Annotated in this window: 20 protein-coding genes; 7 read left to right on the top strand and 13 right to left on the bottom strand. The window is 62.9% G+C overall.

Annotation, left to right across the window (positions count from 1 at the left end):
* Window positions 1-83: 83 nt before the first annotated feature.
* Window positions 84-2,390, bottom strand: a complete 2,307-nt coding sequence (locus tag ACEN84_RS14600; protein WP_413709070.1) for a Tex family protein — start codon at window positions 2,388-2,390, stop codon at window positions 84-86.
* A 395-nt stretch (window positions 2,391-2,785) separates the two neighbouring features.
* Between ACEN84_RS14600 and glyS the strand changes: the two genes are divergently transcribed.
* The 3 genes from glyS to ACEN84_RS14585 all read left to right on the top strand — a co-directional run bounded on the left by glyS (window position 2,786) and on the right by ACEN84_RS14585 (window position 6,357).
* Window positions 2,786-4,981 (top strand): glycine--tRNA ligase subunit beta, encoded by a 2,196-nt coding sequence (gene glyS / locus ACEN84_RS14595; RefSeq protein WP_413709069.1) that lies wholly within the window; start codon window positions 2,786-2,788, stop codon window positions 4,979-4,981.
* Between the two features lie 22 nt (window positions 4,982-5,003).
* Window positions 5,004-5,909, top strand: coding sequence for a hypothetical protein (locus ACEN84_RS14590; RefSeq protein ID WP_112719279.1), 906 nt, complete (start codon window positions 5,004-5,006; stop codon window positions 5,907-5,909).
* A 70-nt stretch (window positions 5,910-5,979) separates the two neighbouring features.
* The gene (locus ACEN84_RS14585; RefSeq protein WP_413709068.1) at window positions 5,980-6,357 is read left to right on the top strand and encodes a cupin domain-containing protein; all 378 of its coding nucleotides are present in this window, start codon (window positions 5,980-5,982) and stop codon (window positions 6,355-6,357) included.
* 48 nt (window positions 6,358-6,405) lie between these two features.
* Here ACEN84_RS14585 and ACEN84_RS14580 read toward each other — a convergent pair whose 3' ends face one another.
* Window positions 6,406-6,615, bottom strand: a complete 210-nt coding sequence (locus ACEN84_RS14580; protein ID WP_112719292.1) for a tautomerase family protein — start codon at window positions 6,613-6,615, stop codon at window positions 6,406-6,408.
* A 95-nt stretch (window positions 6,616-6,710) separates the two neighbouring features.
* On the opposite strand from ACEN84_RS14580, the gene ACEN84_RS14575 reads away from it, so the two are divergent.
* Complete coding sequence (locus ACEN84_RS14575) at window positions 6,711-7,631, top strand: LysR family transcriptional regulator (protein ID WP_413709067.1); 921 nt, start codon at window positions 6,711-6,713, stop codon at window positions 7,629-7,631.
* Window positions 7,632-7,697: 66 nt separating this feature from the next.
* On the opposite strand, the gene ACEN84_RS14570 is transcribed toward ACEN84_RS14575, so the two are convergent.
* From ACEN84_RS14570 to ACEN84_RS14535, 8 genes are all read right to left on the bottom strand, one after another.
* Complete coding sequence (locus ACEN84_RS14570) at window positions 7,698-9,521, bottom strand: methyl-accepting chemotaxis protein (RefSeq protein WP_199626536.1); 1,824 nt, start codon at window positions 9,519-9,521, stop codon at window positions 7,698-7,700.
* 266 nt (window positions 9,522-9,787) lie between these two features.
* Complete coding sequence (locus ACEN84_RS14565) at window positions 9,788-11,608, bottom strand: methyl-accepting chemotaxis protein (RefSeq protein ID WP_413709066.1); 1,821 nt, start codon at window positions 11,606-11,608, stop codon at window positions 9,788-9,790.
* Window positions 11,609-11,956: 348 nt separating this feature from the next.
* A complete protein-coding gene (locus ACEN84_RS14560; RefSeq protein ID WP_112719274.1) occupies window positions 11,957-12,424 on the bottom strand; it encodes a plant virulence effector HPE1-like domain-containing protein in 468 nt (155 codons plus the stop codon).
* Between the two features lie 107 nt (window positions 12,425-12,531).
* The gene (purD, locus tag ACEN84_RS14555; protein WP_413709065.1) at window positions 12,532-13,803 is read right to left on the bottom strand and encodes a phosphoribosylamine--glycine ligase; all 1,272 of its coding nucleotides are present in this window, start codon (window positions 13,801-13,803) and stop codon (window positions 12,532-12,534) included.
* A 239-nt stretch (window positions 13,804-14,042) separates the two neighbouring features.
* Window positions 14,043-15,974: a DUF2207 domain-containing protein gene (locus ACEN84_RS14550; protein ID WP_413709064.1), complete on the bottom strand. Its 1,932-nt coding sequence runs from the start codon at window positions 15,972-15,974 to the stop codon at window positions 14,043-14,045.
* A gap of 40 nt (window positions 15,975-16,014) precedes the next feature.
* A complete protein-coding gene (locus ACEN84_RS14545; protein WP_413709063.1) occupies window positions 16,015-17,277 on the bottom strand; it encodes a 3-phosphoshikimate 1-carboxyvinyltransferase in 1,263 nt (420 codons plus the stop codon).
* A gap of 74 nt (window positions 17,278-17,351) precedes the next feature.
* On the bottom strand, window positions 17,352-17,903 hold the full coding sequence (locus ACEN84_RS14540; RefSeq protein WP_413709062.1) for a LemA family protein: 552 nt from the start codon (window positions 17,901-17,903) through the stop codon (window positions 17,352-17,354).
* A gap of 104 nt (window positions 17,904-18,007) precedes the next feature.
* Window positions 18,008-18,967: a glycine--tRNA ligase subunit alpha gene (locus ACEN84_RS14535; RefSeq protein ID WP_112719098.1), complete on the bottom strand. Its 960-nt coding sequence runs from the start codon at window positions 18,965-18,967 to the stop codon at window positions 18,008-18,010.
* A 101-nt stretch (window positions 18,968-19,068) separates the two neighbouring features.
* On the opposite strand from ACEN84_RS14535, the gene ACEN84_RS14530 reads away from it, so the two are divergent.
* On the top strand, window positions 19,069-19,344 hold the full coding sequence (locus ACEN84_RS14530) for a type II toxin-antitoxin system ParD family antitoxin (protein ID WP_112719099.1): 276 nt from the start codon (window positions 19,069-19,071) through the stop codon (window positions 19,342-19,344).
* Window positions 19,341-19,646, top strand: coding sequence for a hypothetical protein (locus ACEN84_RS14525; RefSeq protein WP_413709061.1), 306 nt, complete (start codon window positions 19,341-19,343; stop codon window positions 19,644-19,646). Before ACEN84_RS14530 ends, ACEN84_RS14525 begins: the two co-directional genes overlap by 4 nt.
* 19 nt (window positions 19,647-19,665) lie before the next feature.
* On the opposite strand, the gene ACEN84_RS14520 is transcribed toward ACEN84_RS14525, so the two are convergent.
* Both ACEN84_RS14520 and ACEN84_RS14515 read right to left on the bottom strand, forming a co-directional pair.
* Window positions 19,666-19,857 (bottom strand): NfeD family protein, encoded by a 192-nt coding sequence (locus ACEN84_RS14520; protein ID WP_112719101.1) that lies wholly within the window; start codon window positions 19,855-19,857, stop codon window positions 19,666-19,668.
* Between the two features lie 21 nt (window positions 19,858-19,878).
* Entirely contained in the window at window positions 19,879-20,739 is an 861-nt protein-coding gene (locus ACEN84_RS14515) for a S49 family peptidase (RefSeq protein ID WP_199626518.1), read from the bottom strand.
* Window positions 20,740-20,927: 188 nt separating this feature from the next.
* Between ACEN84_RS14515 and ACEN84_RS14510 the strand changes: the two genes are divergently transcribed.
* A complete protein-coding gene (locus ACEN84_RS14510; protein WP_112719102.1) occupies window positions 20,928-22,268 on the top strand; it encodes an Nramp family divalent metal transporter in 1,341 nt (446 codons plus the stop codon).
* Here ACEN84_RS14510 and ACEN84_RS14505 read toward each other — a convergent pair.
* On the bottom strand, window positions 22,265-23,041 hold the full coding sequence (locus ACEN84_RS14505; RefSeq protein ID WP_413709060.1) for a tRNA1(Val) (adenine(37)-N6)-methyltransferase: 777 nt from the start codon (window positions 23,039-23,041) through the stop codon (window positions 22,265-22,267). The genes ACEN84_RS14510 and ACEN84_RS14505 overlap by 4 nt on opposite strands.

Raw genomic sequence — 23,041 nt, 5'->3', positions numbered from 1 at the left:
TTCGTCTGACAAGCGCACAGTTTAGCACTCCGGCAACAACGCTGCCAAAGTGTGACATTTTTGCAAATTCTAGTCCTAAGTGCTTATTTTCGCTTCATGGCTTCGGCCAGGGCAGCGCCGAATGCGCCCTGACTTTCCTGTTTTGACGGTGCGGAGCGCGAAGAATTTTGCGACCGGGGCGCGTTGTTTGCCCGCGACTCGCCCCGCGGCGGGGGTGCGCCGGCATCGTCCTTGCGCATCGAAAGAGCGATGCGCTTGCGCTTGGCATCGACCTCGACGACGCGCACCTTGACGACATCGCCGGCTTTGACGACCTCATGCGGATCCTTCACGAAACGGTCGGCGAGCTGGGAGACGTGAACCAGACCATCCTGATGGACGCCGATATCGACGAAGGCGCCGAAGGCCGCGACATTGGTGACGGTGCCTTCCAGCGTCATGCCGGGCTTCAGGTCGGAGATCTCGTTGATGCCTTCGGCGAAGGTCGCGGTCTTGAAGCTCGGGCGCGGGTCGCGGCCGGGCTTGTCGAGCTCGGCGATGATGTCCTTGACGGTCGGCAGGCCGAACTGCTCGTCGATGAACTTGCGCGGATCGAGGCCCTTCAACAGCACGCTGTCGCCCATCAGCGAGCGCAGGTCGCGTCCGCAGGCGGCGACGATCTTCTTGGCTACGCCATAGGCTTCCGGGTGCACGGAGGAAGCATCGAGCGGCTCCTTACCGTTCGGGATGCGCAGGAAGCCGGCGGCCTGTTCGAAGGTGCGATTGCCGAGGCGGGCGACCTTCAGGAGGTCCTTGCGGCTTTCGAAGGGGCCGTTCTGATCGCGGTGGACGACGATGGAATCGGCAATCGAGCGGCTGAGACCGGACACGCGGGCGAGCAGCGGCGCCGATGCCGTGTTCAGATCGACACCGACGGCATTGACGGCGTCTTCGACGACGGCATCGAGCGAGCGGGAGAGCTTGCCCTGGTCGACATCGTGCTGGTACTGGCCGACGCCGATCGACTTCGGCTCGATCTTGACGAGCTCGGCCAGCGGATCCTGCAGGCGGCGCGCGATGGAGACGGCACCGCGCAGCGAAACGTCGAGATCGGGGAACTCGGCGGCGGCTGTCGCCGAAGCCGAGTAAACGGAGGCGCCGGCTTCGGAGACGATGACCTTGGTGGGCTTGGCGCCCGGAAGCTCGGCCAGCATGTCGGCCACCAGCTTTTCCGTCTCGCGGCTGCCGGTGCCGTTGCCGATCGAGATCAGCTCGACATTGTGCTTGCGGATCAGCGAGGCGAGCTCGATCTGGGCGCCGCGCACGTCGTTTCTCGGCTGGAACGGATAGACGGTGGAGGTGGCGACGACCTTGCCGGTGCCATCGACGACGGCGACCTTGACGCCGGTGCGGATGCCCGGATCGAGGCCCATCGTGGCGCGCGAACCGGCCGGAGCTGCGAGCAGCAAGTCCTTGAGATTGCGGGCGAAGACGTGGATCGCCTCTTCCTCGGCGCGCTCACGCAGCTCGCGCATCAGGTCGAGCGACAGCGACATGGAGAGCTTGACGCGCCAGGTCCAGCTGGCGACATCCATCAGCCAGCGGTCGCCGGGGCGGCTTGAGCCGATCTCGTAGGCTGCCGCGATCATCCGCTCGACCGGCTTGTTCGGCGATGCAGTCTCGGCATCGGCCTCGATCGTCAGCGTCAGCACTTCCTCGTTCCAGCCACGCAGCATGGCGAGCGCGCGGTGGCCCGGCGCCGTCGCCCAGCGTTCGGAATGGTCGAAATAGTCGGAGAACTTCTCGCCGGCCGCCTGCTTGCCATCGACGACCTTGGCCTTCAGCAGGGCAGCACTGCGCATATGGGCGCGCAGCTTGCCGAGCAGGTCGGCATTTTCGGCGATGCCTTCGGCGACGATGTCGCGGGCGCCTTCGAGCGCCGTCTTCACGTCGGGGACGTCCGCGTTGATATAGGCCTCAGCGAGCGTTGCCGGCTCCTTCGAGCGATCAGCAAGGATCGCTTCGGCGAGCGGGCCGAGGCCGCGTTCGCGGGCGATCTCGGCGCGGGTGCGGCGCTTCGGCTTGTAGGGCAAATAGAGGTCTTCGAGCTCGGCCTTGGTGGCGGCGCCCGAGAGCTTGCCCATCAGCTCGTCGGTCATCTTGCCCTGCGAGGTGATGGATTCGACGATGGTATCGCGGCGCGCTTCGAGTTCGCGCAGATAGACCAGCCGCTCGGCGAGGTCGCGAAGCTGTGTATCGTCAAGCCCGCCGGTCACTTCCTTGCGGTAGCGGGCGATGAACGGAACGGTCGCGCCCTCGTCCAGCAACTCGATCGCCGCCTTGGCCTGATCCGGCCGGGCATTGATTTCCGAGGCGATGACTGCGGAGAGCGAACGAAGATCTGCGGCCATGGGATGTCCTGAGCGTTGACGAAAGTTGCGGGACCATAGCGGCGAAAAACGGCAAGGCAATGCCCGAGGACGGTTTCCACAAGGGAGTGCCGCCTGTTCACAAGTGTTTTCGCCCGGAGCCCCCTCATCCCAGGTGCAACGAGTTGCACCTGAAACCTTCGGGCCACCTTCTCCCCGCTGGGGAGAAGGGAACGGAGGCGGCGCGGCATGTCCCTTCTCCCCCGCGGGGAGAAGGTGGCGGCAGCCGGATGAGGGGGCCAACGGCAGAAGGCTGACGAAATGCCCTCCCCTCCCCACCGCGCGGCGTTTTTGCGGTTGTGCAGATGCGGCATTCTTTGGTAGCAGAGGCGACCGTTTTGGACCGTCCCGAACCCGGTGACGCAAGGAAAAGTGACATGCCTGATCTGCTTCTAGAACTCCGCTCCGAGGAAATTCCGGCCCGTCTGCAGCGCAAGGCTGCCGGCGACCTGAAGAAGCTCGTTACCGATGCGCTTGTCGAAGCCGGTCTTTCCTATGAAGGTGCGCGCGAATACTGGACGCCGCGGCGCCTGACGCTCGATATTCGCGGCCTGACGGCGCGCTCCGCCGATGTGCGCGAGGAGAAGAAGGGGCCGCGCACCGACGCCAACGAGAAGGCGATCGAAGGGTTTCTGCGCAGCGCCGGGCTTTCCTCCATTTCCGAGGCACAGGTTCAGAGCGATCCGAAGAAGGGCGATTTCTATATTGCCGTCATCTCACGCGCCGGCCGCGCGGCGGAAGAGATCATTGCAGGCGTGATGCCCGGCATCATCCGCGATTTCCCGTGGCCGAAGCCGATGCGCTGGGGCAAGGCTTCCGCCAAGCCCGGTTCGCTGCGCTGGGTGCGCCCGCTGCAGTCGATCGTCTGCACCTTCGGCACCGAGCATGAAGAAACGACCGTCATCCCCTTCGAGATCGAAGGCATCGTCGCGTCGAACGTCACCTACGGCCACCGCTTCCATGCGCCCGATGCCATCACCGTCAAGCGTTTCGACGACTATGCGGCCAATCTGGAGAAGGCCAAGGTCATTCTCGATGCCGAGCGCCGCAAGGAGATCATCGCCTCCGACGCCGCCAATCTGGCTTTTGCCAGCGGCCTTGAGCTGGTCGAGGACGAAGGCCTGCTCGAAGAGGTCTCCGGCCTCGTCGAATGGCCGCAGGTGCTGATGGGCGCCTTCGAGGAAGACTATCTGTCGATCCCCTCCGAGATCATCCGCCTGACGATCAAGACGAACCAGAAGTGCTTCGTCACCCGCAAACAGGGTGAGGAGACGCTTTCGAACAAGTTCATCCTGGTTTCCAACATCCAGGCGACCGATGGCGGCAAGGAAATCATCCACGGCAACGGCAAGGTCGTGCGCGCCCGCCTTTCCGACGCGCTGCATTTCTGGAAGCGCGACCAGGGCAACCTGCCGGACCTCGAAACGCTGGAAGCTTCGGCAAAGGCGTTCGATCTCGACCTGAAGAAGCCGCTCGACCAGCGCATGGCGAAGCTCGATGCGCTGAACGTGACCTTCCAGGCAAAGCTCGGCACGCAGGGCGAGCGGGTGCAGCGCATGCGGGCCATGGCTGCGAAGATCGCCTTTCCGCTTAGCGCCGACCACAAGCTGGTCGACCGGGCCGTCGTGCTCGCCAAGGCGGATCTGCGCACCGAAGCCGTCGGCGAATTCCCGGAACTGCAGGGCGTCATGGGCCGGAAATACGCAGCACTCCAGGGCGAAGATACCGCCGTTTCGACGGCGATCGAGGACCACTACAAGCCGCAGGGCCCATCCGACCGGGTGCCTGACGACAAGATCGCCATCAGCGTCGCACTGGCCGACAAGCTCGACACGCTGATCGGTTTCTGGGCCGTCGATGAAAAGCCGACCGGCTCCAAGGACCCGTTTGCGCTGCGCCGCGCCGCGCTCGGCGTCATCCGCATCATTCTGGAGCGCAACGTTCGCCTGACGCTCTTGCCGCGGATCGTCAGCCATATGGGCCGGATCGATGACGACATCGCCGATAAGGCTGGAGTGCCGAAGGCGGAGCAAGGCGTGGACCTCTCCCGCCAGCTCGACCTGCTGTCGTTCTTCCACGACCGCCTCAAGGTCTATCTGCGCGATCAGGGCGCCCGCTACGACCTGATCGACGCCGTGTTGACGCCGGAGACGGACGATCTCCTGATGATCGCCCGCCGCGTCGAGGCGCTGACGGCCTTCATCACCTCCGAGGACGGCAAGAACCTGCTCGCCGGCACCAAGCGCGCCACGCAGCTGCTCGCCGCCGAAGAGAAGAAGGGCACTGTGGTTGCCGACGGCGTTTCCGAACCGCTCTTGAAGCTCGATGCCGAGAAGGAGCTGTTTGCGGCTGTCGCCCACGCCTCCGCCGAGGCTTCGGCTGCGATCGTCAACGAGGATTTCCGCTCGGCGATGGCTGCGCTGTCGAAGCTGCGCGCACCCGTCGACCGCTTCTTCGAAGACGTGCTCGTCAACGACGAGGACGCCGCGATCCGCGCCAACCGCCTGGCGCTGCTGCGGCTGATCCGCGAAGCGACGGGTACGGTTGCCGACTTCTCGAAGATCTCCGGCTAACCCCAACGGCGGGACGACTGCCATGAAGGCCTATAATATCGAAGTCCTGCCGCAATCCGTTTCCGAGGAAGGGCCGCGTGGCGGTGGCTGGTGTTTCGGCCTGCCGCCTGGCATCGTTGAGGAACAGTGGCCGCTGGATGCCAATACCGGCTATCCACTGCAGCATGGTTTCACGCTGCTGTTGCCTGCGGAATACCGCGGCTTCGGGCCCGATATCGTCGCCCTCTCCTTCTTCGGCAGCGCCCATGACGAAGACGAAGGACGGGTTGGCGAGATTGCGGCGCTGGTCGCCGATGCCGACGCGAAGGAACCCAGCGACAGCGATCTCTATCCCTTCTGGATGAGCGAGCGGCTGAGCCATCCGCGGCTTTACCGGATCGCCGATTTCCTCGGGCGCTCGCATGCGGTGATCCTGCTCACCGAAGCGGAGTTCAACGCGCCGTTCTGCCAGCCGCCGCGGCTGAGGCCGAACAAGTATCGCGACCGCATCCGCCGCCCGGAATGGCTGGCGCGCGGTGCTGCCGCCGTCTATCTCGACGATCAGACCGAGAATTACGGCCTGCTGCAGATGCTCGGCGACACAGATCGTGCCGATCTCTTCTATAACCGCGCTCTCGATGTGACACCGCGCGCCGAAGACCCGAATGCCGGCATTGCGCCGCGCGACGAATGGGCAGCGGCCGAGACCGGCTACCAGGCCTTCTATTACTGGGAGGGCGACGAGGTGGAGGAAGAGAACTACCGCGAGCATGCCTGGGCGGCCGATCACCTTCCAGACCATATCGGCGGCTCGATGCGCCCGGCGCAGAACATTCCCGATATCAGCCCGTACTATATCGAGTTCGAGGAATATCTGGGAGGATTCAATTTCGGCGGTGGCAATGCCTGGCTGGATTTGCAGACAATGAGCTTCGACTGGGCGCAGTAGGCACCGGCACAAACGTTCAAGACCGCGCCACCGCCCTGATCTACCACTGCCCGGCAAGATGGAGATCAAAATGGCCGAGACCAAGACATATAGCGCTATCAATTTCGCCGAGAAACTCTCGAAATTCAGCGACCAGTGGCAGCCGCGGGTGATCGCGGAGCTGAACGACTACCAGTTCAAGATCGTCCGCATCGAGGGCGATTTCATCTGGCACGATCATCCGACGACCGATGAGGCATTCCTGGTGCTCGAGGGCGTGCTGCGGATCGATCTGCCTGACGGCGCCGTCTCGATCGGGCCGGGCGAAATGTATGTCGTGCCGAAGGGCATCAAGCATAAGCCCTATGCCGCATCCGAGGTGAAGATGCTGCTGATCGAGCCGCGCGGCACGCTGAACACCGGAGAGGAAGGCGGAGAGCGCACGGCAAAGAGCGACCTCTGGATCTGAGAAAAGCGGCTGGCGGCAAAAACCGCCAGCCTGCTGTTGCAGCTGATATCACCGCTCCTTCTGCATCTTGGCGATGGTGAGCGTTTCGTCGGCGCGGCCATAGCCGCCGTCGGCCACTTCGTCGACGAGGACCATCGTGTAGGGGCGCACGCCCTCGCCGAAATAGCCGACGAAGATGGCGGTGGTCTTGTGGATGAGGTCTTCCTTCTGCTCGGCGCTCATCGTCCCCTGCGGAACCTTGAAATTGGCGAATGGCATGGTCGTCTCCTTGGTTGGACCGGTTGATGACCAGACGTTACGGCTGTGCTGCGCATACTTGAAATCGATAGTCGATATATGCATTCATCCATTTCATGGATTTGCACGGCATCGATCTCAACCTGCTCGTCGCCTTCGATGCGCTGATGCAGGAGCGCAGCGTCACCAAAGCAGGCATCCGCATCGGCCGGACGCAGCCGGCGATGAGCGCCGCGCTCTCGCGTCTGAGGGCGCTGTTTCAGGACGAGCTCTTCGTGCGCGGCGTGGATGGACTGCAGCCAACGCCGCGCGCCGTGGATCTGGCGGGGCCACTGCAGCAGGCACTCACGGAGATCCAGAGCACGCTCTCCTTCACGCAGAGCTTCGAGCCCGGGACGGCCCGCCTCACCTTCACGCTCGGGCTTTCCGATCATCCGGCCTTCGTGCTCTTACCGCAGCTCGTCCAGCGCCTGCAGGAGATCGCGCCCGGCATCACGCTGCAGGTCCGCAATTTCAGCGCCCGCGACGATGCCGTAGACATGCTCGATTCAGGTGCAGCGGATGTAACGATCGGCGTGCCCCCGGCATCGGCGGGGCGGATCCTCAACCAGCCGCTGTTCGAGGAGCGCTTCGTCTGCATCCTGCGCAAGGGACATCCGGCAGCGGCGGAGACACTCGATCTCGATACGTTCCTGACGCTCGGGCATCTGCTGGTCTCGCCGGAGAATGACCGGTTCGGGCATGTCGATACGGCGCTTGCGAAACACGGCCTGAAGCGCCGGCTGGCGCTGACGCTGCCGCATATGTATGCGGCCCCTCTCCTCGTCGCGCAGTCCGACATGATCGCGACGCTGATGGCGGGTGTCGTCAAGGCATCCGGGCGGGAGAGCGAATTGCGGCTGCTGGAGCCGCCGGTCGAGCTGGCGCCCGTGCCCTTCGTCATGTCCTGGCACCGGCGCAACGACGCCCATCCTGCACAGCGCTGGTTTCGCGAGACGATTGCGGCACTGCCGGTTGCGGACGCTTCTCCAAAATGACACGGCCGCCGGATTGCTCCGGCGGCCGCTAATGCTGGTCTTGATGAAAATGTCTGTAATAAAAACTCAGGCTGCGCGGCGGTGCTGAACGGCCGGGGCGGCATGGGCAGCATTGCCGATGCGGAACCCGCGGATCAGGCCGAGCAGTTCGTCGGTATCGGCAGCCAGCGTTTCGGCCGAAGCGGTGGTTTCTTCCGCCATCGCCGCGTTCTGCTGGGTTGCCGCATCGAGCTGGTTCATCGAGGACGAGATCGAGCGCAGCGTGGTGTCCTGTTCGGAGGCGCTGTGGGCGATCTTGGCGACGATTTCGTTGGCCGACTTGATCTGGTCGGAGATGCGCTTCAGGGCCTCGCCTGCTTCGCCGACCAGACGGACACCCTGGTCGACCTGGCTGGAGGAACGGGCGATCTGGTCCTTGATCTCCTTGGCGGCAGCGGCAGAGCGCTGGGCCAGTTCGCGGACTTCCTGAGCGACGACGGCGAAGCCCTTGCCGGATTCACCGGCACGTGCTGCTTCGACACCTGCGTTCAGAGCGAGCAGGTTGGTCTGGAAGGCAATCTCGTCGATGACGCCGATGATCTTGCTGATCTCTTCGGAGGACTTCTCGATGCCGCTCATCGCGGTGATCGCTTCGGTGACGACTGCATCGCTGCGCGAGGCTTCGGTGCTGACTTCGCGAACGCGCTGGCTGGCTTCGTGCGCACCTTCCGCCGTCTGGCGGACGGCGACGGTGAGCTCGTCGAGAGCGGCCGAGGTTTCTTCCAGGCTGGCGGCCTGGCGCTCGGTACGCTGCGACAGTTCGTTCGAGGCGCGGCGGATCTCTTCCTTGGCGACGCCGATGTCACCGCCCTTGGCGCTGACCTTGGCCATCGCCGCTTCGAGATGCTGGAGAGCATCGTTGAAGTTGTGGCGGAGTGCTGCATACTTCTGGCCGATATCGGCGCAACGGACGGTCAGGTCGCCGCGAGCGATCTGCTCGAGGGCTTCGCCGATCGTGGAGACGACGCGGGCCTGGGCCGAGGCTTCGTCCTGCTGACCGCGCAGGTTGGTCTCGCGCTCGGTTTCCAGCGCCAGGGCCTGAACCGCTTCGCGCTCAGCCATCGCATGACGCTCGCGGATCTTTTCCTGCAGCGACTGGGTGGCCTTGGCCATCATGCCGATCTCGTTGTTCATGCCGGTATGCGGAATGACGACCGAGACATTCTCGTCGGCAACGGCCTGCAGCGTCTTGTGGACGTCCTTGAGCGGGCCGGAAATGCCGCGGATGACGACATAGGCAGCGATGACGGCCAGAACGAAGAGGATGAGACTGGCAGTCAGGGCCTCAAAGACCTTGCCGCGGATCTGCGCGTCGAGATCGTCCATATAGACGCCTGTTACAACCACGACCTTCCAGGGGTCGAAGGCGAGCGCATAGGCGGTCTTGCGGAAATCGCCGGCCGGCTGGCCGGGCTTGGCGGTCGAGTAATATTCGACGAGGCCGCCGCCCTGCTGGCCGAGCTTGACCAGTTCTTCGCGGTAAAGCTTGCCCTTGCTGTCCGGCTGGCCCTTGTTGAACTGGCCGACCTTCGAGGCGTCGTAGTGGAACATCATCTGGATGTCGTAGCTATAGCCGAAGAAATAGCCATCCGGATCGTATTTCATGGCGTTCAGCGTGGTATAGGCCTGTTTCTGGGCGTCTTCCAGCTTCAGCTCACCGGAATCGACCTTCGCCTGGTACTGCTTGAGAACGGAGACAGCCGACTGGACCTCCGAACGGAGCATATCGTAACGCTCCTTATAGATCGCGTTGACCGAGGACCGGACCTGCAGCGTGGTGGCGATCGCAAAGGCGAGCATCAGGCCGGTAACCAGCAAAATCAGTTGTTTTGAAATCTGCAATTTTTTCATAATGCCCCGCAGCGGAAAAGGACGAAAAGGACTCCGGCGCGGTGTGATACCGCCTGTGTCAGCAGGTCTGGACGACCGCTTAAACCGCTGCTCAAGAACATGCAGCGGCCGGCAGGTGGACAATGGCATGCGAACGGCTAAAAAATCCTTAAAAATCAGTAGGCGTTCTCAGAAAAATCATTATAAATCATGAGCTTAACTCGATTCACCGGGCAAATGCCCGGTGATATCAGGTCAGCGGATTTCGGATGCTTCGGCGACCTGAATCAGGCCGCGCGGCGTGCCGTTACCGGGGCGGCATGGGCAGCATTGCCGATGCGGAAGCCGCGGATCAGGCCGAGCAGTTCGTCGGTATCGGCAGCCAGCGTTTCGGCCGAAGCGGTGGTTTCTTCCGCCATCGCCGCGTTCTGCTGGGTTGCCGCATCGAGCTGGTTGATCGAGGACGAGATCGAGCGCAGCGTCGAGTCCTGTTCAGAGGCGCTGTGGGCGATCTTGGCGACGATTTCGTTGGCCGACTTGATCTGATCCGAAATGCGCTTCAGGGCTTCGCCTGCTTCGCCGACCAGACGGACGCCATGATCGACCTGGCTGGAGGAACGGGCGATCTGATCCTTGATTTCCTTGGCGGCAGCGGCCGAGCGCTGGGCCAGTTCGCGGACTTCCTGGGCGACAACAGCAAAACCCTTGCCGGATTCACCGGCACGCGCTGCTTCGACACCGGCATTCAGAGCCAAGAGGTTGGTCTGGAAGGCGATCTCGTCGATGACACCGATGATCTTGCCGATTTCATCCGACGACTTCTCGATGCCGCTCATCGCGGTGATCGCTTCGGTGACGACTGCATCGCTGCGCGAGGCTTCGGTGCTGACTTCGCGAACGCGCTGGCTGGCTTCGTGCGCACCTTCCGCGGTCTGGCGAACGGCGACGGTGAGCTCGTCGAGAGCGGCCGAGGTTTCTTCCAGGCTTGCGGCCTGACGCTCGGTGCGCTGCGACAGTTCGTTGGAGGCGCGGCGGATTTCTTCCTTGGCGACACCGATGTCGCCACCCTTGGCGCTGACCTTGGCCATCGCAGCTTCGAGATGCTGCAGGGCGTCGTTGAAATTGTCGCGGAGTGCAGCGTATTTCTGGCCAATATCGCCACAGCGGACCGTCAGGTCGCCGCGAGCGATCAGTTCGAGCGCCTGGCCGATGGTGGTGACGACGCGCGTCTGGGCCATGGCCTCGTCGCGCTGACCGCGCTGGTTGGCTTCACGCTCATTGTCGAGCGCCACCTGCTGGGCGGCTTCGCGCTCCGACATGGCGTGGCGTTCGCGCACCTTCTCCTGCAGCGAGCGGGTGGCGCGGGCCATCATGCCGACTTCGTTGTTGAGACCGGTATGCGGGATCGCGGCATCGACGCGCTCATCGGCAACGGCTTCGAGAGCCTGATGCACATCCTTGAGCGGGCTGGAAATGCCGCGGATGAAGTAGAAGGCAGCGCCGATGCCGGCGAGGAAGACGATGCCGCAGGCAATCAGGGCCTTCCACATCGTTGCGTTGATCTGCGCCTGCAGGTCATCGAAATACACACCGCAACCGACGACGAGCTGCCAGGGGGCGAAGGCCTTGGAATAGGCGCCCTTGAGGAAGACGTCGCTGTCCGGCTGGCCGGGCTTGTTCCAGAAATAGATGGTTTCGCCGCCGCCTGCCTTGCCCTTGTCGACCATTTCCTGGCTGAAGTGGGTGCCGCGCTTATCGACCTGGCCGCTCATGTCCTTGCCGATATTGACCGGGCTCGGATGGAAGCGCTGGACGACGTCGTAATCGAAGCCGAAGACATAACCGGCCGGCTCGAACTTGACCTTGGAGAGAACCTTGAAGGCTTCGGCCTGGGCGGCCTCATGCGTCATCTCGCCGGACTGTTCGCGCTCGTAATAGGTATTCAGCACCGAAATGGCGCTTTCGACCTGCGTGCGCAGCAGATCGAAGCGGTCGTCATAGATCGACTGGGACGTGGTGCGGATCTGAAAATAGGTGGCAACGGCGAAGGCCGCCATGAGCACACCGACAAGAGCGAAAAGCTGGTGGGCAATCTTGAGCTTTTTCATAATTGTCTCGTGAAAGTGGTGAATTCGCAAAAACACCGGATCGGGTAAACTCCCGTCCTTTGCGCGTGTCACCACGCACTTTCAGCAAGCGCAATCATGCTCGCTCCGGTCCTCCGGTGGCTAGAATTATGGTCAATGGTTAAACGATGAATTAACGATATCGGGGCCGGGAACGGTCAATTATGAGTCCCGTTTTTTCGCATAAGCGCATGCGTTGCATGAGTAATTTATCATTCAATCAAAATAAAGAATGCGCCCCTGCTTCTCTCAGGAGCGCATTCAATCCGCGCTAAGCGGACCCCAGCGATCAAACCTTGACCGGATCAGGGGCAGGGAACTTGTGGCTGCTCAATCACGCAGCTTGAAATCAGAAATGTCCAACGGCGCGATTTGTTCCGCCGGAGCCGCCATGCCTGCCATCGCCGGTTTGGCGTCGAGGCCGATCACCGAGGTCGTGGAGGTCGGGTCGATGCCATCTGCGGGCGTTCCGGTCTTGTTGAAGGCCTGGACGACATCAGGCGTCGCCTTGGTGACGAAGACGACGGGCGAGCCGCCCATCCAGCCTTCCGTGCGGTAGAGCTTCTTCTGGCCGTCAATATCGCGCAGTTCGCTCGCCTGCAGCGCGCCCGGCGCCAGCGTCGGGACGGTGTAATCCTTCTTGCGCTCGGAGACGGCGAGCGGCGGGCAGCTGGTGCAGGTTTCCTTGAGGATGCTGCCATTGCCTTCCGGCGCGGAAGGACGCACGACATCGATGGACGATGCCATGGCCGAACCGGCGATAAGGGCGATTGCCGCACCGAGGATGAACTGACGCATGAACGCTACTCCGTCTGACTATGAACAGGAGAATAGCGCGTCTTTATTTCCATCCGGTCAGGGGAAAGGGTAAAAATTTAACGAACTGACCCGATTTCGGGCCAGCCTTAGGCCTTTTCGCGCTCGACCGCGCGCCAGCCGATATCGCGGCGGCAGAAACCGTTGTCCCACTCGACCTGATCGAGCAGCGCATAGGCATGGCGCTTGGCATCGCTGACGCTTTCGCCCGTGGCCGTGACGTTCAGCACGCGGCCGCCGGTGGCGACCAGCTGGCCGTCCTTCAGCGCCGTACCGGCATGGAAGACCTTTGCCCCCTCGCCTGCTGCCGGCAGAGAGCCGATCGGCGTGTTCTTGTCGTAGGCGGCCGGATAGCCCTTGGAAGCCATGACGACGGTGAGAGCCGGATCATCGCTCCATTCGGCGGAGACCTGATCGAGCGTGCCATCGGCGCAGGCAAGCAGCAGCGGCAGCAGATCGCTCTTCAGGCGCATCATCAGCACCTGGCATTCCGGATCGCCGAAGCGGACATTGTATTCGATGAGCTCCGGGCCCTTGGCGGTGATCATCAGACCGGCAAAGAAGACGCCCTGGAACGGATAGCCGCTCTCGGCCATGCCGCGCATCGTCGGCTCGATGATTTCCTTCATCGTGCGCTCGACCATTTCCGACGTCATGACCGGCGCCGGGGAATAGGCGCCCATGCCGCCGGTATTGACGCCGGTATCCCCCTCGCCGACGCGCTTGTGATCCTGGGCGGTGGCGAGCGCCAGCGCATGCTTGCCATCGGACAGGCAGAAGAAGCTTGCTTCCTCGCCATCGAGATAGGCCTCGACCACGACTTCGGCACCGGCAGCGCCGAATGCGCCTTCGAAACAATCGTCGACGGCGGCGAGCGCCTCATCGACGGTCATCGCCACGGTGACGCCCTTGCCGGCCGCCAGGCCATCGGCCTTGACGACGATCGGGGCACCCTGCTCGCGGATATAGGCCTTGGCCTTCGGGGCATTGTTGAAGCGCTGATAGGCGCCGGTCGGGATGTCGTAGCGGGCGCAGATATCCTTGGTGAAACCCTTGGAGCCCTCGAGCTGTGCGGCGGCGGCGGACGGACCGAAGACCTTGAAGCCGGCAGCACGGAGCGTATCGGAGAGCCCGGCGACGAGCGGCGCCTCGGGGCCGACGACGACGAAATCGATCGACTTTTCGCGGCAGAAGGCGACGACGGCATCCTGGTCTTCGGTGTTGACGGCAACGAGCGTCGCATGCTCGGCGATACCGGGATTGCCGGGCGCGGCATAGAATTCCGTCAACAGCGGCGACTGCGCCAGCTTCCAGGCGAGAGCGTGCTCGCGGCCACCCGAACCGATCAACAGAACCTTCATGCCCGATCCTTTCCGTTTTCCGCTTGGCGGTTAAGGGGCGGGAGGCGAAAGGTCAAGTGTTGGAGGGCTGATCGATGGCGTAATCGCTGAGGTTCTGCCGTGTGGCCCCCTCATCCGCCCTTCGGGCACCTTCTCCCCCAGGGGAGAAGGGGAAAGCCGCAGCGTCTCCGTCCCTTCTCCCCTGGGGGAGAAGGTGGCCCGTTAGGGCCGGATGAGGGGGCTGCCCGGTAGAACGCGCATTACCACCCCCCGCCGCCACCGCCGCCCCCGCCGCCGCCCGACGAGCCGCCGCCGCCGGAGAAGCCGGAGGAGGAGCTGGAAGGTGGCGGGGACGGGATGGTCGAGGCGATGGTCGAGGCCATCGAGGAGGAGAAGCCGCCGATGCGATCGGAGAAGCTGCCGCTGTTGAAATTGCCGGAATACCAGACCGGGCTATAGGCGACGGCGCCGGCTGCAGCAGCCGCCAGCCAGGTTTCGAAGGTCTGGCTCCAGGGCTTTTCGACGCCGAGCGCCACCGCATAGGGCAAGAGCTTTTCGAAATGCTGCGGCGACATCTCCGGCGCGCCCGCCATGTTCATGCGGTCCTTTTCGGCGAGCGTCAGATACTGCCTGAGGCCATCGATGCCATCCATCATCTTGGCGCCGAGCATCGTCGGCGCGCCCATGATGAAGACGTAGAGCATGTTGAGGAAGACGATGCCGCCGACGGCGAAGAGCATCGGCGTTTCGTGAAACTCCATCAGCGACGAGAATAGCGCCAGCGCCAATGAGGAAACGATCGAGAAGCCGATGAAACCGGCAATGCCGATCGCCACGACCGACATGATCTTCGCACCGAGCGAATGACCGCGCCTGAACGACTTGGCAAAACCGGCGACGAAGAGCGAGAGGAAGGCGACGACGGCGATCGGGACGATCATCAGCGCGATCGTATCCGGCTGCAGCGAGCCGAAGACGAAGAGGATGATCAGCACCGCGACGCTGAGCACGACGCCGCCGATCACATAGCCGGTATTGGCGTTGTAATACTTGCCGCGATGCTCGCGCTCGATCGCCGAGCGGAAATTCTGGCCGACGGATTTGACCCGCTCGCCATTGGCCTTGTCGATGGTCAGCGATCCGCGGCTGCCGACGGCATTCAGCAGGCTCGCCTCGCCCGCCTCGAACTTCTGGCCGACATTGGGCTTGTCGGTGCGGCGGATGACGATCGACTGCTTCAAATCCTCGAGCACGACGAAGCCACGCACCGCAAGGTTCAGTGCCGTGGCCGACAGCGCCGTCCAGCCCTGGCCGGAGAAGCCCTTGTTGTCGATGTAATTGACGAGCGCCGGCGAGATATTGTCGGGCGCATCCCAGCGCGGCACGACGACACCGCGGGCCGGATCGCGCCCGACCTTCAGCCAGGAGCGGGTGTAATAGAGGAAGACCAGCAGCAGGCCGCCGAAGCCGATGAAGTAGTCGCGGTTATCCTTCAGCCACCACATGTTCTGATCGGATGAGCTCGGCGGATCGATGGCGCCCTTGGGGAACTTGACGGCGATCGTCAGGCCCTCTTGCGCATTCAGCGGCTGCGTCGTCGAGAAGACCGGGCGGGTGTTGCCGCCGGAGACGCGGGCGTTCCTGTCCTTCGCGCCGAGCGGCCCGGTGAAGACATTGGTGTCGGTGGCGGTCACACCGTCCGGCAGATTGACGGTTGCCGTCGCCGCCATGATCGGGAAGATCCAGCCATTGCCGGTGACGTTCCAATAGAGTTCGTCATGATCTGGGAAATAGCGGATCTGCCGGTTCGTCCGGTAGGTGAAGACATATTGATGGCGGCCGGGCGAGAGCATCACGTCTTCCGAGCCCGCATAGATGCGGATGCCGCCGGTGATCGATTCCGTTTTCCAGGGCTCGTCCTGACCGTCGCGGGTGACCGAGACAACGTCGAAATCGACGCTGCGGAGGCGACCGTTCTCATCGGTGAAGGTCAGCGGGAAATCGCGGAAGATGCCGCGGCGGATGCGGTTGCCTTCGGCATTGACGGTGATGGTCTCGGCCACCGTCATCGCCCCGCTCTTTTCCAGCCGGATATCGGAACTGAAGGAGGAGATGATCTCGGCGCCAAGTGCCGTGCGCACCGTCAACGCCATGAAGAGCGCCAGGCACACACCGAAAGACCGCAGGATCATTCCACCCCTCCCCGATCGCGGCAGCTGCCGCTTTGCTATCTCAACTTTCGTTGGCGTAGGTGACGCCGAGTGCTGCGAGCATGCGCCAATAGGCAGGAACCGTCTTGCCGACGCAATCCGGATCCAGAATGGTGATGCCGTCGATCTTCAGGCCCGCCAGCGCAAAGCTCATAGCGATGCGGTGATCGGCGAAGGTATCGATCGCGGCAGGCAGATGCTGGCCGGCGAGACCAGGATCGGCATTGACGATCAGGTCGTCGCCTTCCTCGCGGGCGAGATCGGCGCGGATCTGCGTCAGGCCGGTCGACAGCGCGCGGATGCGGTCGCATTCCTTGACGCGCAGATTGGCGATGCCGACGAAGCGGACGGGCGTGTTGTTAAAGGCGGCGAGGACGGCGAGCGTCGGCACCGCATCCTGCATCTGCGAGCCGTCGATTTCGGCAGGCAGGTTCGGGAACTTGGCGATGACGTCGTAGGCCTTGGCATCCGGCTGGGTGAAGGCGGCGTTGGGCACGCCGAGATCGATCTTTCCGCCGGTCAGCACTTCGGCCGCCCAGAAATAGGTGGCGGCGGAGGCATCGGGCTCGATGACGAAATCGACGGCAGTGTAGCCTGTTGGCTCGACCTGCCAGGTGACGGGGCTGGTCTTTTCGACCTTGGCGCCGAACGCGCGCATCGCAGCCGTCGTCAGGTCGATATAGCCGAGCGCGCCGATATCCTCGCCGAGCAGCTCGATGGTGACGGGCTTGCTGCCACCGGCGGCCATCATCAGGAGGGCCGAGACATACTGGCTGGAAAGGCCGCCATCGATCTCGATGCGGGTGGCGTCGAAAGTGCCGGTGCCATTGATCTTGACGGGCGGGCAGCCGGTTTCGGTGCTGGCATCGATGCCGAGCGTGCGCAGCGCATCGACGAGCGGGCCGATCGGGCGCTTGCGCATATGCTGGTCGCCATCGACGATGACGGTGCCATCGACGAGTGCGGCAGCGGCCGTCAGGAAGCGCGTTGCAGTGCCGGCATTGCCGAGGAACAGCGGCTCCTTCGGCGGCAGAAGCTTGCCGCTGCCTGTTACCACGAAGCTCGTATCATCGGGCTCTTCGATCTTGACGCCCATGGCGCGCAGGGCGTCGGCCATATAGCGCGTGTCGTCGCTCTTCAGTGCGCCGGTCAGCCGGCTGGTGCCCTTGGCGAGACCGGCAAGCAGCAGCGCCCGGTTGGTGATCGACTTCGAACCCGGCGCCACGGCGCGCCCTTCGAGCGGAGCCTTGACCGGGATGATCGTGAGTTTCTTGTCTGTACCCATTACGCTGTATTCCATCCATTGCGCTGCAGCCGTGACCGGCCCTGCTCATAGCAGCTTTTGCGCAAAGACAAACGTCAGAATTTGACCTGCGGGACGGCGCGATCCGCCTCGTTGGTGATCTCGAAATAGTCCTTCTTCTGGAAACCGAACTGACCGGCGACCAGATTGGACGGGAAGCTCTCGACCTTGACGTTCAGATCGCGGGCAGCACCGTTATAATAGCGGCGGGCCATCTGGATTTCGCTTTCCATGGTTTCGAGCGAGCTCTGCAGCTCGGCAAAATTCGCGTTCGCCTTCAGATCCGGATAGGCTTCGGCAAGCGCGATGACACGCCCGAGTGCGGCCCCAAGCAGACCTTCCGCCTGCGCCCTGCCGGCCACATCGCCAGAAGGCACGGCCTGCGCCTTGTTGCGCAATGCCACGACCTCTTCCAGCGTGGTCTTCTCGTGCGTGGCATATCCCTTCACCGTCTCGATCAGGTTCGGGATCAAATCCGCACGCCGCTTCAGCTGCACATCAATGCCCGACCAGGCTTCCTCAGCCATCTGCCGGGCACGGACGAGGCCGTTATAGATGAAGATGGCGTAGAGGGCGATCAGGACGATCAAGCCGAGAATGATATACATCGCGAATCCCCCGCAACGGAAATAGAGTTGCGGCGAGACTATGCATGTTGCGAAGAATTGTCATCCGGGAACTCACGCGACCGTGAGCTCCCCAAAGCGGTGATTTACGCGGCGTCCTTGGCGAGGTTCACACCACCGGCATCCGTCAGCAGGAAGGCTTCGCCGCAAGCCTTGGCGAGCGTGCGGACGCGCAGGATGTAGCCCTGGCGTTCGGTGACCGAGATGACGCCGCGGGCGTCGAGCAGGTTGAAGACGTGGGACGCCTTGATGCACTGGTCGTAGGCCGGGAAGACGCATTTGTGGAGGCGCTGGTTGTCGGCATCGCCGGGGGCGCCGGCGGCGAGCAGCGCCTGGCATTCCTTCTCGGCATCGATGAAATGGCGATGCAGCATCTCGGTATTGGCGAATTCGAAATTGTGGCGGGAATATTCCTGCTCGGCCTGCAGGAAGACTTCGCCATAGCTGATCTTCTCGTCGCCTTCGCGGCCGTTGAAGTTCAGGTCGTAGACGTTATCGACGCCCTGGACATACATGGCGAGGCGCTCGAGGCCGTAGGTGAGCTCGCCCGCAACCGGCGCGCATTCGATGCCGCAGACCTGCTGGAAATAAGTGAACTGCGAGACTTCCATGCCGTCGCACCAGCACTCCCAGCCGAGACCCCAGGCGCCGAGCGTCGGGCTTTCCCAGTCGTCCTCGACGAAGCGGATGTCATGCAGCAGCGGATCGAGACCGATGGCGGCGAGCGAGCCGAGATAGAGTTCCTGCAGGTTCGGCGGGTTCGGCTTCAGGATCACCTGATACTGGTAATAGTGCTGCAGGCGGTTCGGATTTTCGCCGTAGCGGCCGTCGGACGGGCGGCGCGACGGCTGCACATAGGCGGCCTTCCACGGCTTCGGGCCAAGGGCGCGCAGCGTGGTTGCCGGATGGAAGGTACCGGCGCCGACTTCCATGTCGTAAGGCTGCAGAACCGCACAACCCTTGTCCGCCCAATAGTTATGCAGGGTCAGGATCAGCGCCTGGAAGGAGCGCTTCGGATTCATATGGTCGGGGATCGATGCAGACATGGGAATTCACCGTTGCTTATTTTGCCGGGACAGGTGCCACGGCGGGGGACAAGGGTCAATAGATAACGTATGATCGCAATGGTTTCGAATGGATACAGGCCATGAACGTCAAGACCACAGTGACGCTATCGGATGAAGACCTCCGCTTTGCCGAGGAACTGGTGGAAGCCGGGCGGTTTCCGAGCGTCTCCGACGTGATCGGCGAAGGGCTGGCGCGGCTGCGGCTTGAAGAGAGCGGCGAGGACGATCCGGTTGCGGGGATGGCGGATGAAATCCGGCGGCGGATGGAATTGCCGCGGGATCAGTTCATCAACATGGAAGACGACGACCTCTTCGAGCGCGTCCGCAAACGGCTGAACTCCAGGCCCGCGCGATGAGCGAACGCTACCGCCTGCGTTATCACCCAGGCGCGACCGACGATCTCTTCAATATTTTCACGCTGATCGAAGACTATGCTGGCACGGATATCGCCAACCGGAAGTTTTCCGAGATCGAACGGGTGACGAAAGCCTGGTCGACTTTCCGTATAAGGCAGCCCCTCGGGACGAGGTTTGTCAGGGACTTCGCATCATTCCGGCCGCCGAAAAGGCGGTCATCTGCTTCACGATCGACGAAGCTGACAAGTCCCTTCTTATATTGGCGATCGGCGATGCCGGTTCGGACTGGGAAGCACGCGTGAAAGAGCGGCGCTAAGGCGCCTACTCATCCTCGCGCTTCACCCGGTACTCCCCGGTCACCGGATCCTTCACCAGCGTGCCGACGGCGCCGGTCTGGCGTTCCCTTTCGGTGCGGCGGGATTTTTCCTGGAGGCGCTGGGCGTCGGAGATGAAGCGGCGGTAGAGCCACCAGCCGGCGCATATCAGGATTGCAATCGTAACAAGCTGCGCCATGGCCCCCTCGCCTATCTCTTCTTATAGCCCGTAGCGGCTCCACAATGCCTTTTCTTCGGCGGTTTCGACAAGTCCCGCCGCAAGACCAGATGCCGCACCTTCGAGCGACATGGTGGAGATGCCGGGAACGCGGCGGCCGAAGAGGCCTCGGGCGGCGGTGACGAGCTCCAGCTTCGTCTTGTGGCCGTAGCGCTTCTTCAATTCCTGGCGCATGTCGCCGAGGCCGTCGATGAGGCCGAGTTCGAGGCCGCGGGTGCCGGTCCAGAAGAGGCCGGAGAAGACGGTCGCGTCATCCTTCAATTTGCCGGCGCGGCGTTCGCGCACCATCGAAATGAAGACCTGGTGGATTTCGAGCTGCAAGGTCTTCAGATACTCGATGTCCTTTTCCTTCTCCGGCTGGAACGGATCGAGGATCACCTTGTTTTCGCCGGCGGTATAGACGCGGCGCTCGACGCCGATCTTCTTCAGGAGTTCCGGAAAGCCGAAGCCGCCGGAGACCACGCCGATCGAGCCGACGATCGAGGTCGGATCGGCGATGATCTCGTCACCGGCCAGCGCGATCATGTAGCCGCCGGACGCCGCGACATCCTCGACGAAGACGAGCACCTTCTTCTGCTTTTCGCGCGCCAGCTCGCGGATACGGGTGAAGATCAGGCGCGACTGGACCGGCGAGCCGCCCGGCGAATTGATGGAGATCGCCACAGCCGGTGCATCCTTGGCGGAGAAAGCCTTTTCCAGCATCGGGGCGACCGAGGCGAGATTCAGCGCCGGGCGGAACTGGTTGCCGCCGCTCATGATGGCGCCCTGCAGCCTGACGACGGGGATCACCACCCCTTCCTTGCGGAAGCGCTTCGGCATCAGCTTTCTCAAAAATCCGGCCATTTCAAATCCTTCTTCGCATTTCGGCGTCGCAATCCATGTATGCAGCGCAACGGCAAACACAATGGGAGAGCGCCGAAAACCGCTTCGGAACGACCGGAAAAATGCACACTCCATTTTCTTATTGCGAATGACTTGCATTATCATTCTAATCGGTCATAGTGCCAATATAAGCAACAGGTGGAAATGACATGGATGTTTTGAATCCGCAGAGAAAAGGCGGCTGGCGGTATGAACGCCAGGAAGCCTCGCTCTCCGACGTCTATCGCAGCGTCAATACGAGACGCGACGGATCGAAACTCCGCAGGATCGCCGCCTTTGCCGGCCCGGGCTACATGGTCGCCGTCGGCTACATGGATCCGGGCAACTGGGCGACCTCGCTCGCCGGCGGTTCGAAGTTCGGCTATGCGCTGCTGACGGTGGCGCTGCTTTCCAACCTGATGGCGATCGTGCTGCAGTCTCTCTGCGCCCGCCTGGCGATCGGTTCCGGCCGCGATCTGGCACAGGCCTGCCGCGATGCCTTTCCGAAGTGGGTTTCCGTTCCGCTCTGGGCCTTTGCTGAAATCGCCATCATCGCCACCGACATTGCTGAGGTTATCGGCACGGCGATCGGCCTCAACCTGATCTTCGGCGTACCGCTGGAGCTTGGCGTACTGATCACCGCACTCGACGTCTTCCTCATCCTCTATCTGCAGAAGATGGGCTTCCGCTGGGTCGAGGCCTTCATCATCACCCTGCTCGGCGTCATCGCGCTCTGCTTCGGCGTGCAGATCCTGCTTGCCGATCCGCAATGGGGCGCGGTTCTCAAGGGCTTCTTCCCGACGACCGAGATCGTCACCAATCCTGAGATGCTCTACCTGGCGCTCGGCATTCTTGGCGCCACCGTGATGCCGCATAATCTCTACCTGCATTCCGGCATCGTGCAGACACGCGACTTCGGCCACACGCTTCCTGAAAAGCGCGAGGCGCTGACCTTCGCGACGATCGACTCGACGGTGGCGCTGTGCTTTGCGCTGCTGATCAACGCCTCGATCCTGATCCTGGCGGCGGCCGCCTTCAACGCCAACGGCCAGACCAATATCGTCGAACTCGGCGAAGCGCATTCGCTGCTGGCGCCGCTGCTCGGCTTGGCAATCGCGCCGACCCTGTTCGGCATCGCGCTGCTCTGCTGCGGCCTGAATTCGACGGTGACGGCAACGCTTGCCGGCCAGATCGTCATGGAAGGCTTCATCAAGATGAAGGTCCAGCCATGGGTGCGCCGCCTGATCACCCGGGCGATCGCCATCATCCCGGCCGCCTTCGTCACCATCTGGTACGGCGATGCGGGAACGGCGGAACTGCTGATCCTGACACAGGTCGTGCTCAGCCTGCAGCTGTCCTTCGCCGTCTTCCCGCTGGTAATGTTCACCGCCAGCAAGGCAAAGATGGGCGAGCTCGTCGCTCCGCGCTGGCTCTCGGCGATCGCCTATCTGATCGCCATCGTCATTGCCGGACTGAACATCAAGCTGCTCTTCGACTTCGTGATCGGCTAAAGCCGCTCATAGGCCGCGCGGCCATTGTTCAGATCGTCGACGAAGGGGGAGAACTTGTGGCTTCCCTCTTCGTGCATGATCAGCGGCGCGCGCAGCGACAGCCGCGCACGCGAACCCTTGATCGCCGTCAGCAGGATGCGCACCGCGTTTTCGCCCTGGCGGGGATGGATGGCGGTGATCTCGATGCCGCCGAAGCGGCGCCCGCAGGCGGCGATGATCTCGGCGATCGATTCCGGGCGGGCGATCAGCGACAGCTGGCCGCCGGGGATCATGATGGCGCCGGCGGTGCGGATCCAGCTTTCGAATAGGCCCTCGGTCATCGCATGCGCCTCGGCCTTCAGGGCATCCGGCGTCTTGCGATCGCCCGCATCGTTGAATGGCGGGTTCATGATGACGTGGTGGAAAACCTCGTCGGAAAGGCCGGCATCGTTGCGCGCCTTGGCAGTCAGCGTCACATCGGCCTCGATTACCGAGACGCGCCCGGCCATATGGGCGTTCTCCGGCAGAGCGATGCTGCGGCGGGCATAATCCGCCATCTCCGCCGAACGCTCGAAGAGAACGGCTTCCGCCTTCGGCAGCCGCGAGGCGACGCCGAGACCTGCCGCACCGGCCCCGGCACCGAGATCGGCAACCCTGACCGGCCTGTCATCCGCAACCAGAGCGGCCAGCAGCATGGCATCCATGCCCGACCGGTGGCCCCTGCCCTTCGGCTGGACGATGTGGAAGCCGCCGCGGTGGAAGGCATCGATCGTTTCGGAAACCGGGCTCGTCAT

It is taken from the genome of Rhizobium sp. Rhizsp82, from assembly GCF_047325115.1.
GTDB lineage: Bacteria > Pseudomonadota > Alphaproteobacteria > Rhizobiales > Rhizobiaceae > Rhizobium.
The sequence above is the reverse complement of the archived record's forward strand: the minus strand, read 5'-3'. Positions and strand labels throughout refer to the sequence as shown.

What these genes read in the sequence shown, in the direction of transcription:
- ACEN84_RS14600 (WP_413709070.1), bottom strand. Translation starts at nt 2,390, where the DNA reads ATGGCCGCAGATCTTCGTTCGCTCTCCGCAGTCATCGCCTCGGAAATC.
- glyS (WP_413709069.1), top strand. Translation starts at nt 2,786, where the DNA reads ATGCCTGATCTGCTTCTAGAACTCCGCTCCGAGGAAATTCCGGCCCGT.
- ACEN84_RS14590 (WP_112719279.1), top strand. Translation starts at nt 5,004, where the DNA reads ATGAAGGCCTATAATATCGAAGTCCTGCCGCAATCCGTTTCCGAGGAA.
- ACEN84_RS14585 (WP_413709068.1), top strand. Translation starts at nt 5,980, where the DNA reads ATGGCCGAGACCAAGACATATAGCGCTATCAATTTCGCCGAGAAACTC.
- ACEN84_RS14580 (WP_112719292.1), bottom strand. Translation starts at nt 6,615, where the DNA reads ATGCCATTCGCCAATTTCAAGGTTCCGCAGGGGACGATGAGCGCCGAG.
- ACEN84_RS14575 (WP_413709067.1), top strand. Translation starts at nt 6,711, where the DNA reads ATGGATTTGCACGGCATCGATCTCAACCTGCTCGTCGCCTTCGATGCG.
- ACEN84_RS14570 (WP_199626536.1), bottom strand. Translation starts at nt 9,521, where the DNA reads ATGAAAAAATTGCAGATTTCAAAACAACTGATTTTGCTGGTTACCGGC.
- ACEN84_RS14565 (WP_413709066.1), bottom strand. Translation starts at nt 11,608, where the DNA reads ATGAAAAAGCTCAAGATTGCCCACCAGCTTTTCGCTCTTGTCGGTGTG.
- ACEN84_RS14560 (WP_112719274.1), bottom strand. Translation starts at nt 12,424, where the DNA reads ATGCGTCAGTTCATCCTCGGTGCGGCAATCGCCCTTATCGCCGGTTCG.
- purD (WP_413709065.1), bottom strand. Translation starts at nt 13,803, where the DNA reads ATGAAGGTTCTGTTGATCGGTTCGGGTGGCCGCGAGCACGCTCTCGCC.
- ACEN84_RS14550 (WP_413709064.1), bottom strand. Translation starts at nt 15,974, where the DNA reads ATGATCCTGCGGTCTTTCGGTGTGTGCCTGGCGCTCTTCATGGCGTTG.
- ACEN84_RS14545 (WP_413709063.1), bottom strand. Translation starts at nt 17,277, where the DNA reads ATGGGTACAGACAAGAAACTCACGATCATCCCGGTCAAGGCTCCGCTC.
- ACEN84_RS14540 (WP_413709062.1), bottom strand. Translation starts at nt 17,903, where the DNA reads ATGTATATCATTCTCGGCTTGATCGTCCTGATCGCCCTCTACGCCATC.
- ACEN84_RS14535 (WP_112719098.1), bottom strand. Translation starts at nt 18,967, where the DNA reads ATGTCTGCATCGATCCCCGACCATATGAATCCGAAGCGCTCCTTCCAG.
- ACEN84_RS14530 (WP_112719099.1), top strand. Translation starts at nt 19,069, where the DNA reads ATGAACGTCAAGACCACAGTGACGCTATCGGATGAAGACCTCCGCTTT.
- ACEN84_RS14525 (WP_413709061.1), top strand. Translation starts at nt 19,341, where the DNA reads ATGAGCGAACGCTACCGCCTGCGTTATCACCCAGGCGCGACCGACGAT.
- ACEN84_RS14520 (WP_112719101.1), bottom strand. Translation starts at nt 19,857, where the DNA reads ATGGCGCAGCTTGTTACGATTGCAATCCTGATATGCGCCGGCTGGTGG.
- ACEN84_RS14515 (WP_199626518.1), bottom strand. Translation starts at nt 20,739, where the DNA reads ATGGCCGGATTTTTGAGAAAGCTGATGCCGAAGCGCTTCCGCAAGGAA.
- ACEN84_RS14510 (WP_112719102.1), top strand. Translation starts at nt 20,928, where the DNA reads ATGGATGTTTTGAATCCGCAGAGAAAAGGCGGCTGGCGGTATGAACGC.
- ACEN84_RS14505 (WP_413709060.1), bottom strand. Translation starts at nt 23,041, where the DNA reads ATGACGAGCCCGGTTTCCGAAACGATCGATGCCTTCCACCGCGGCGGC.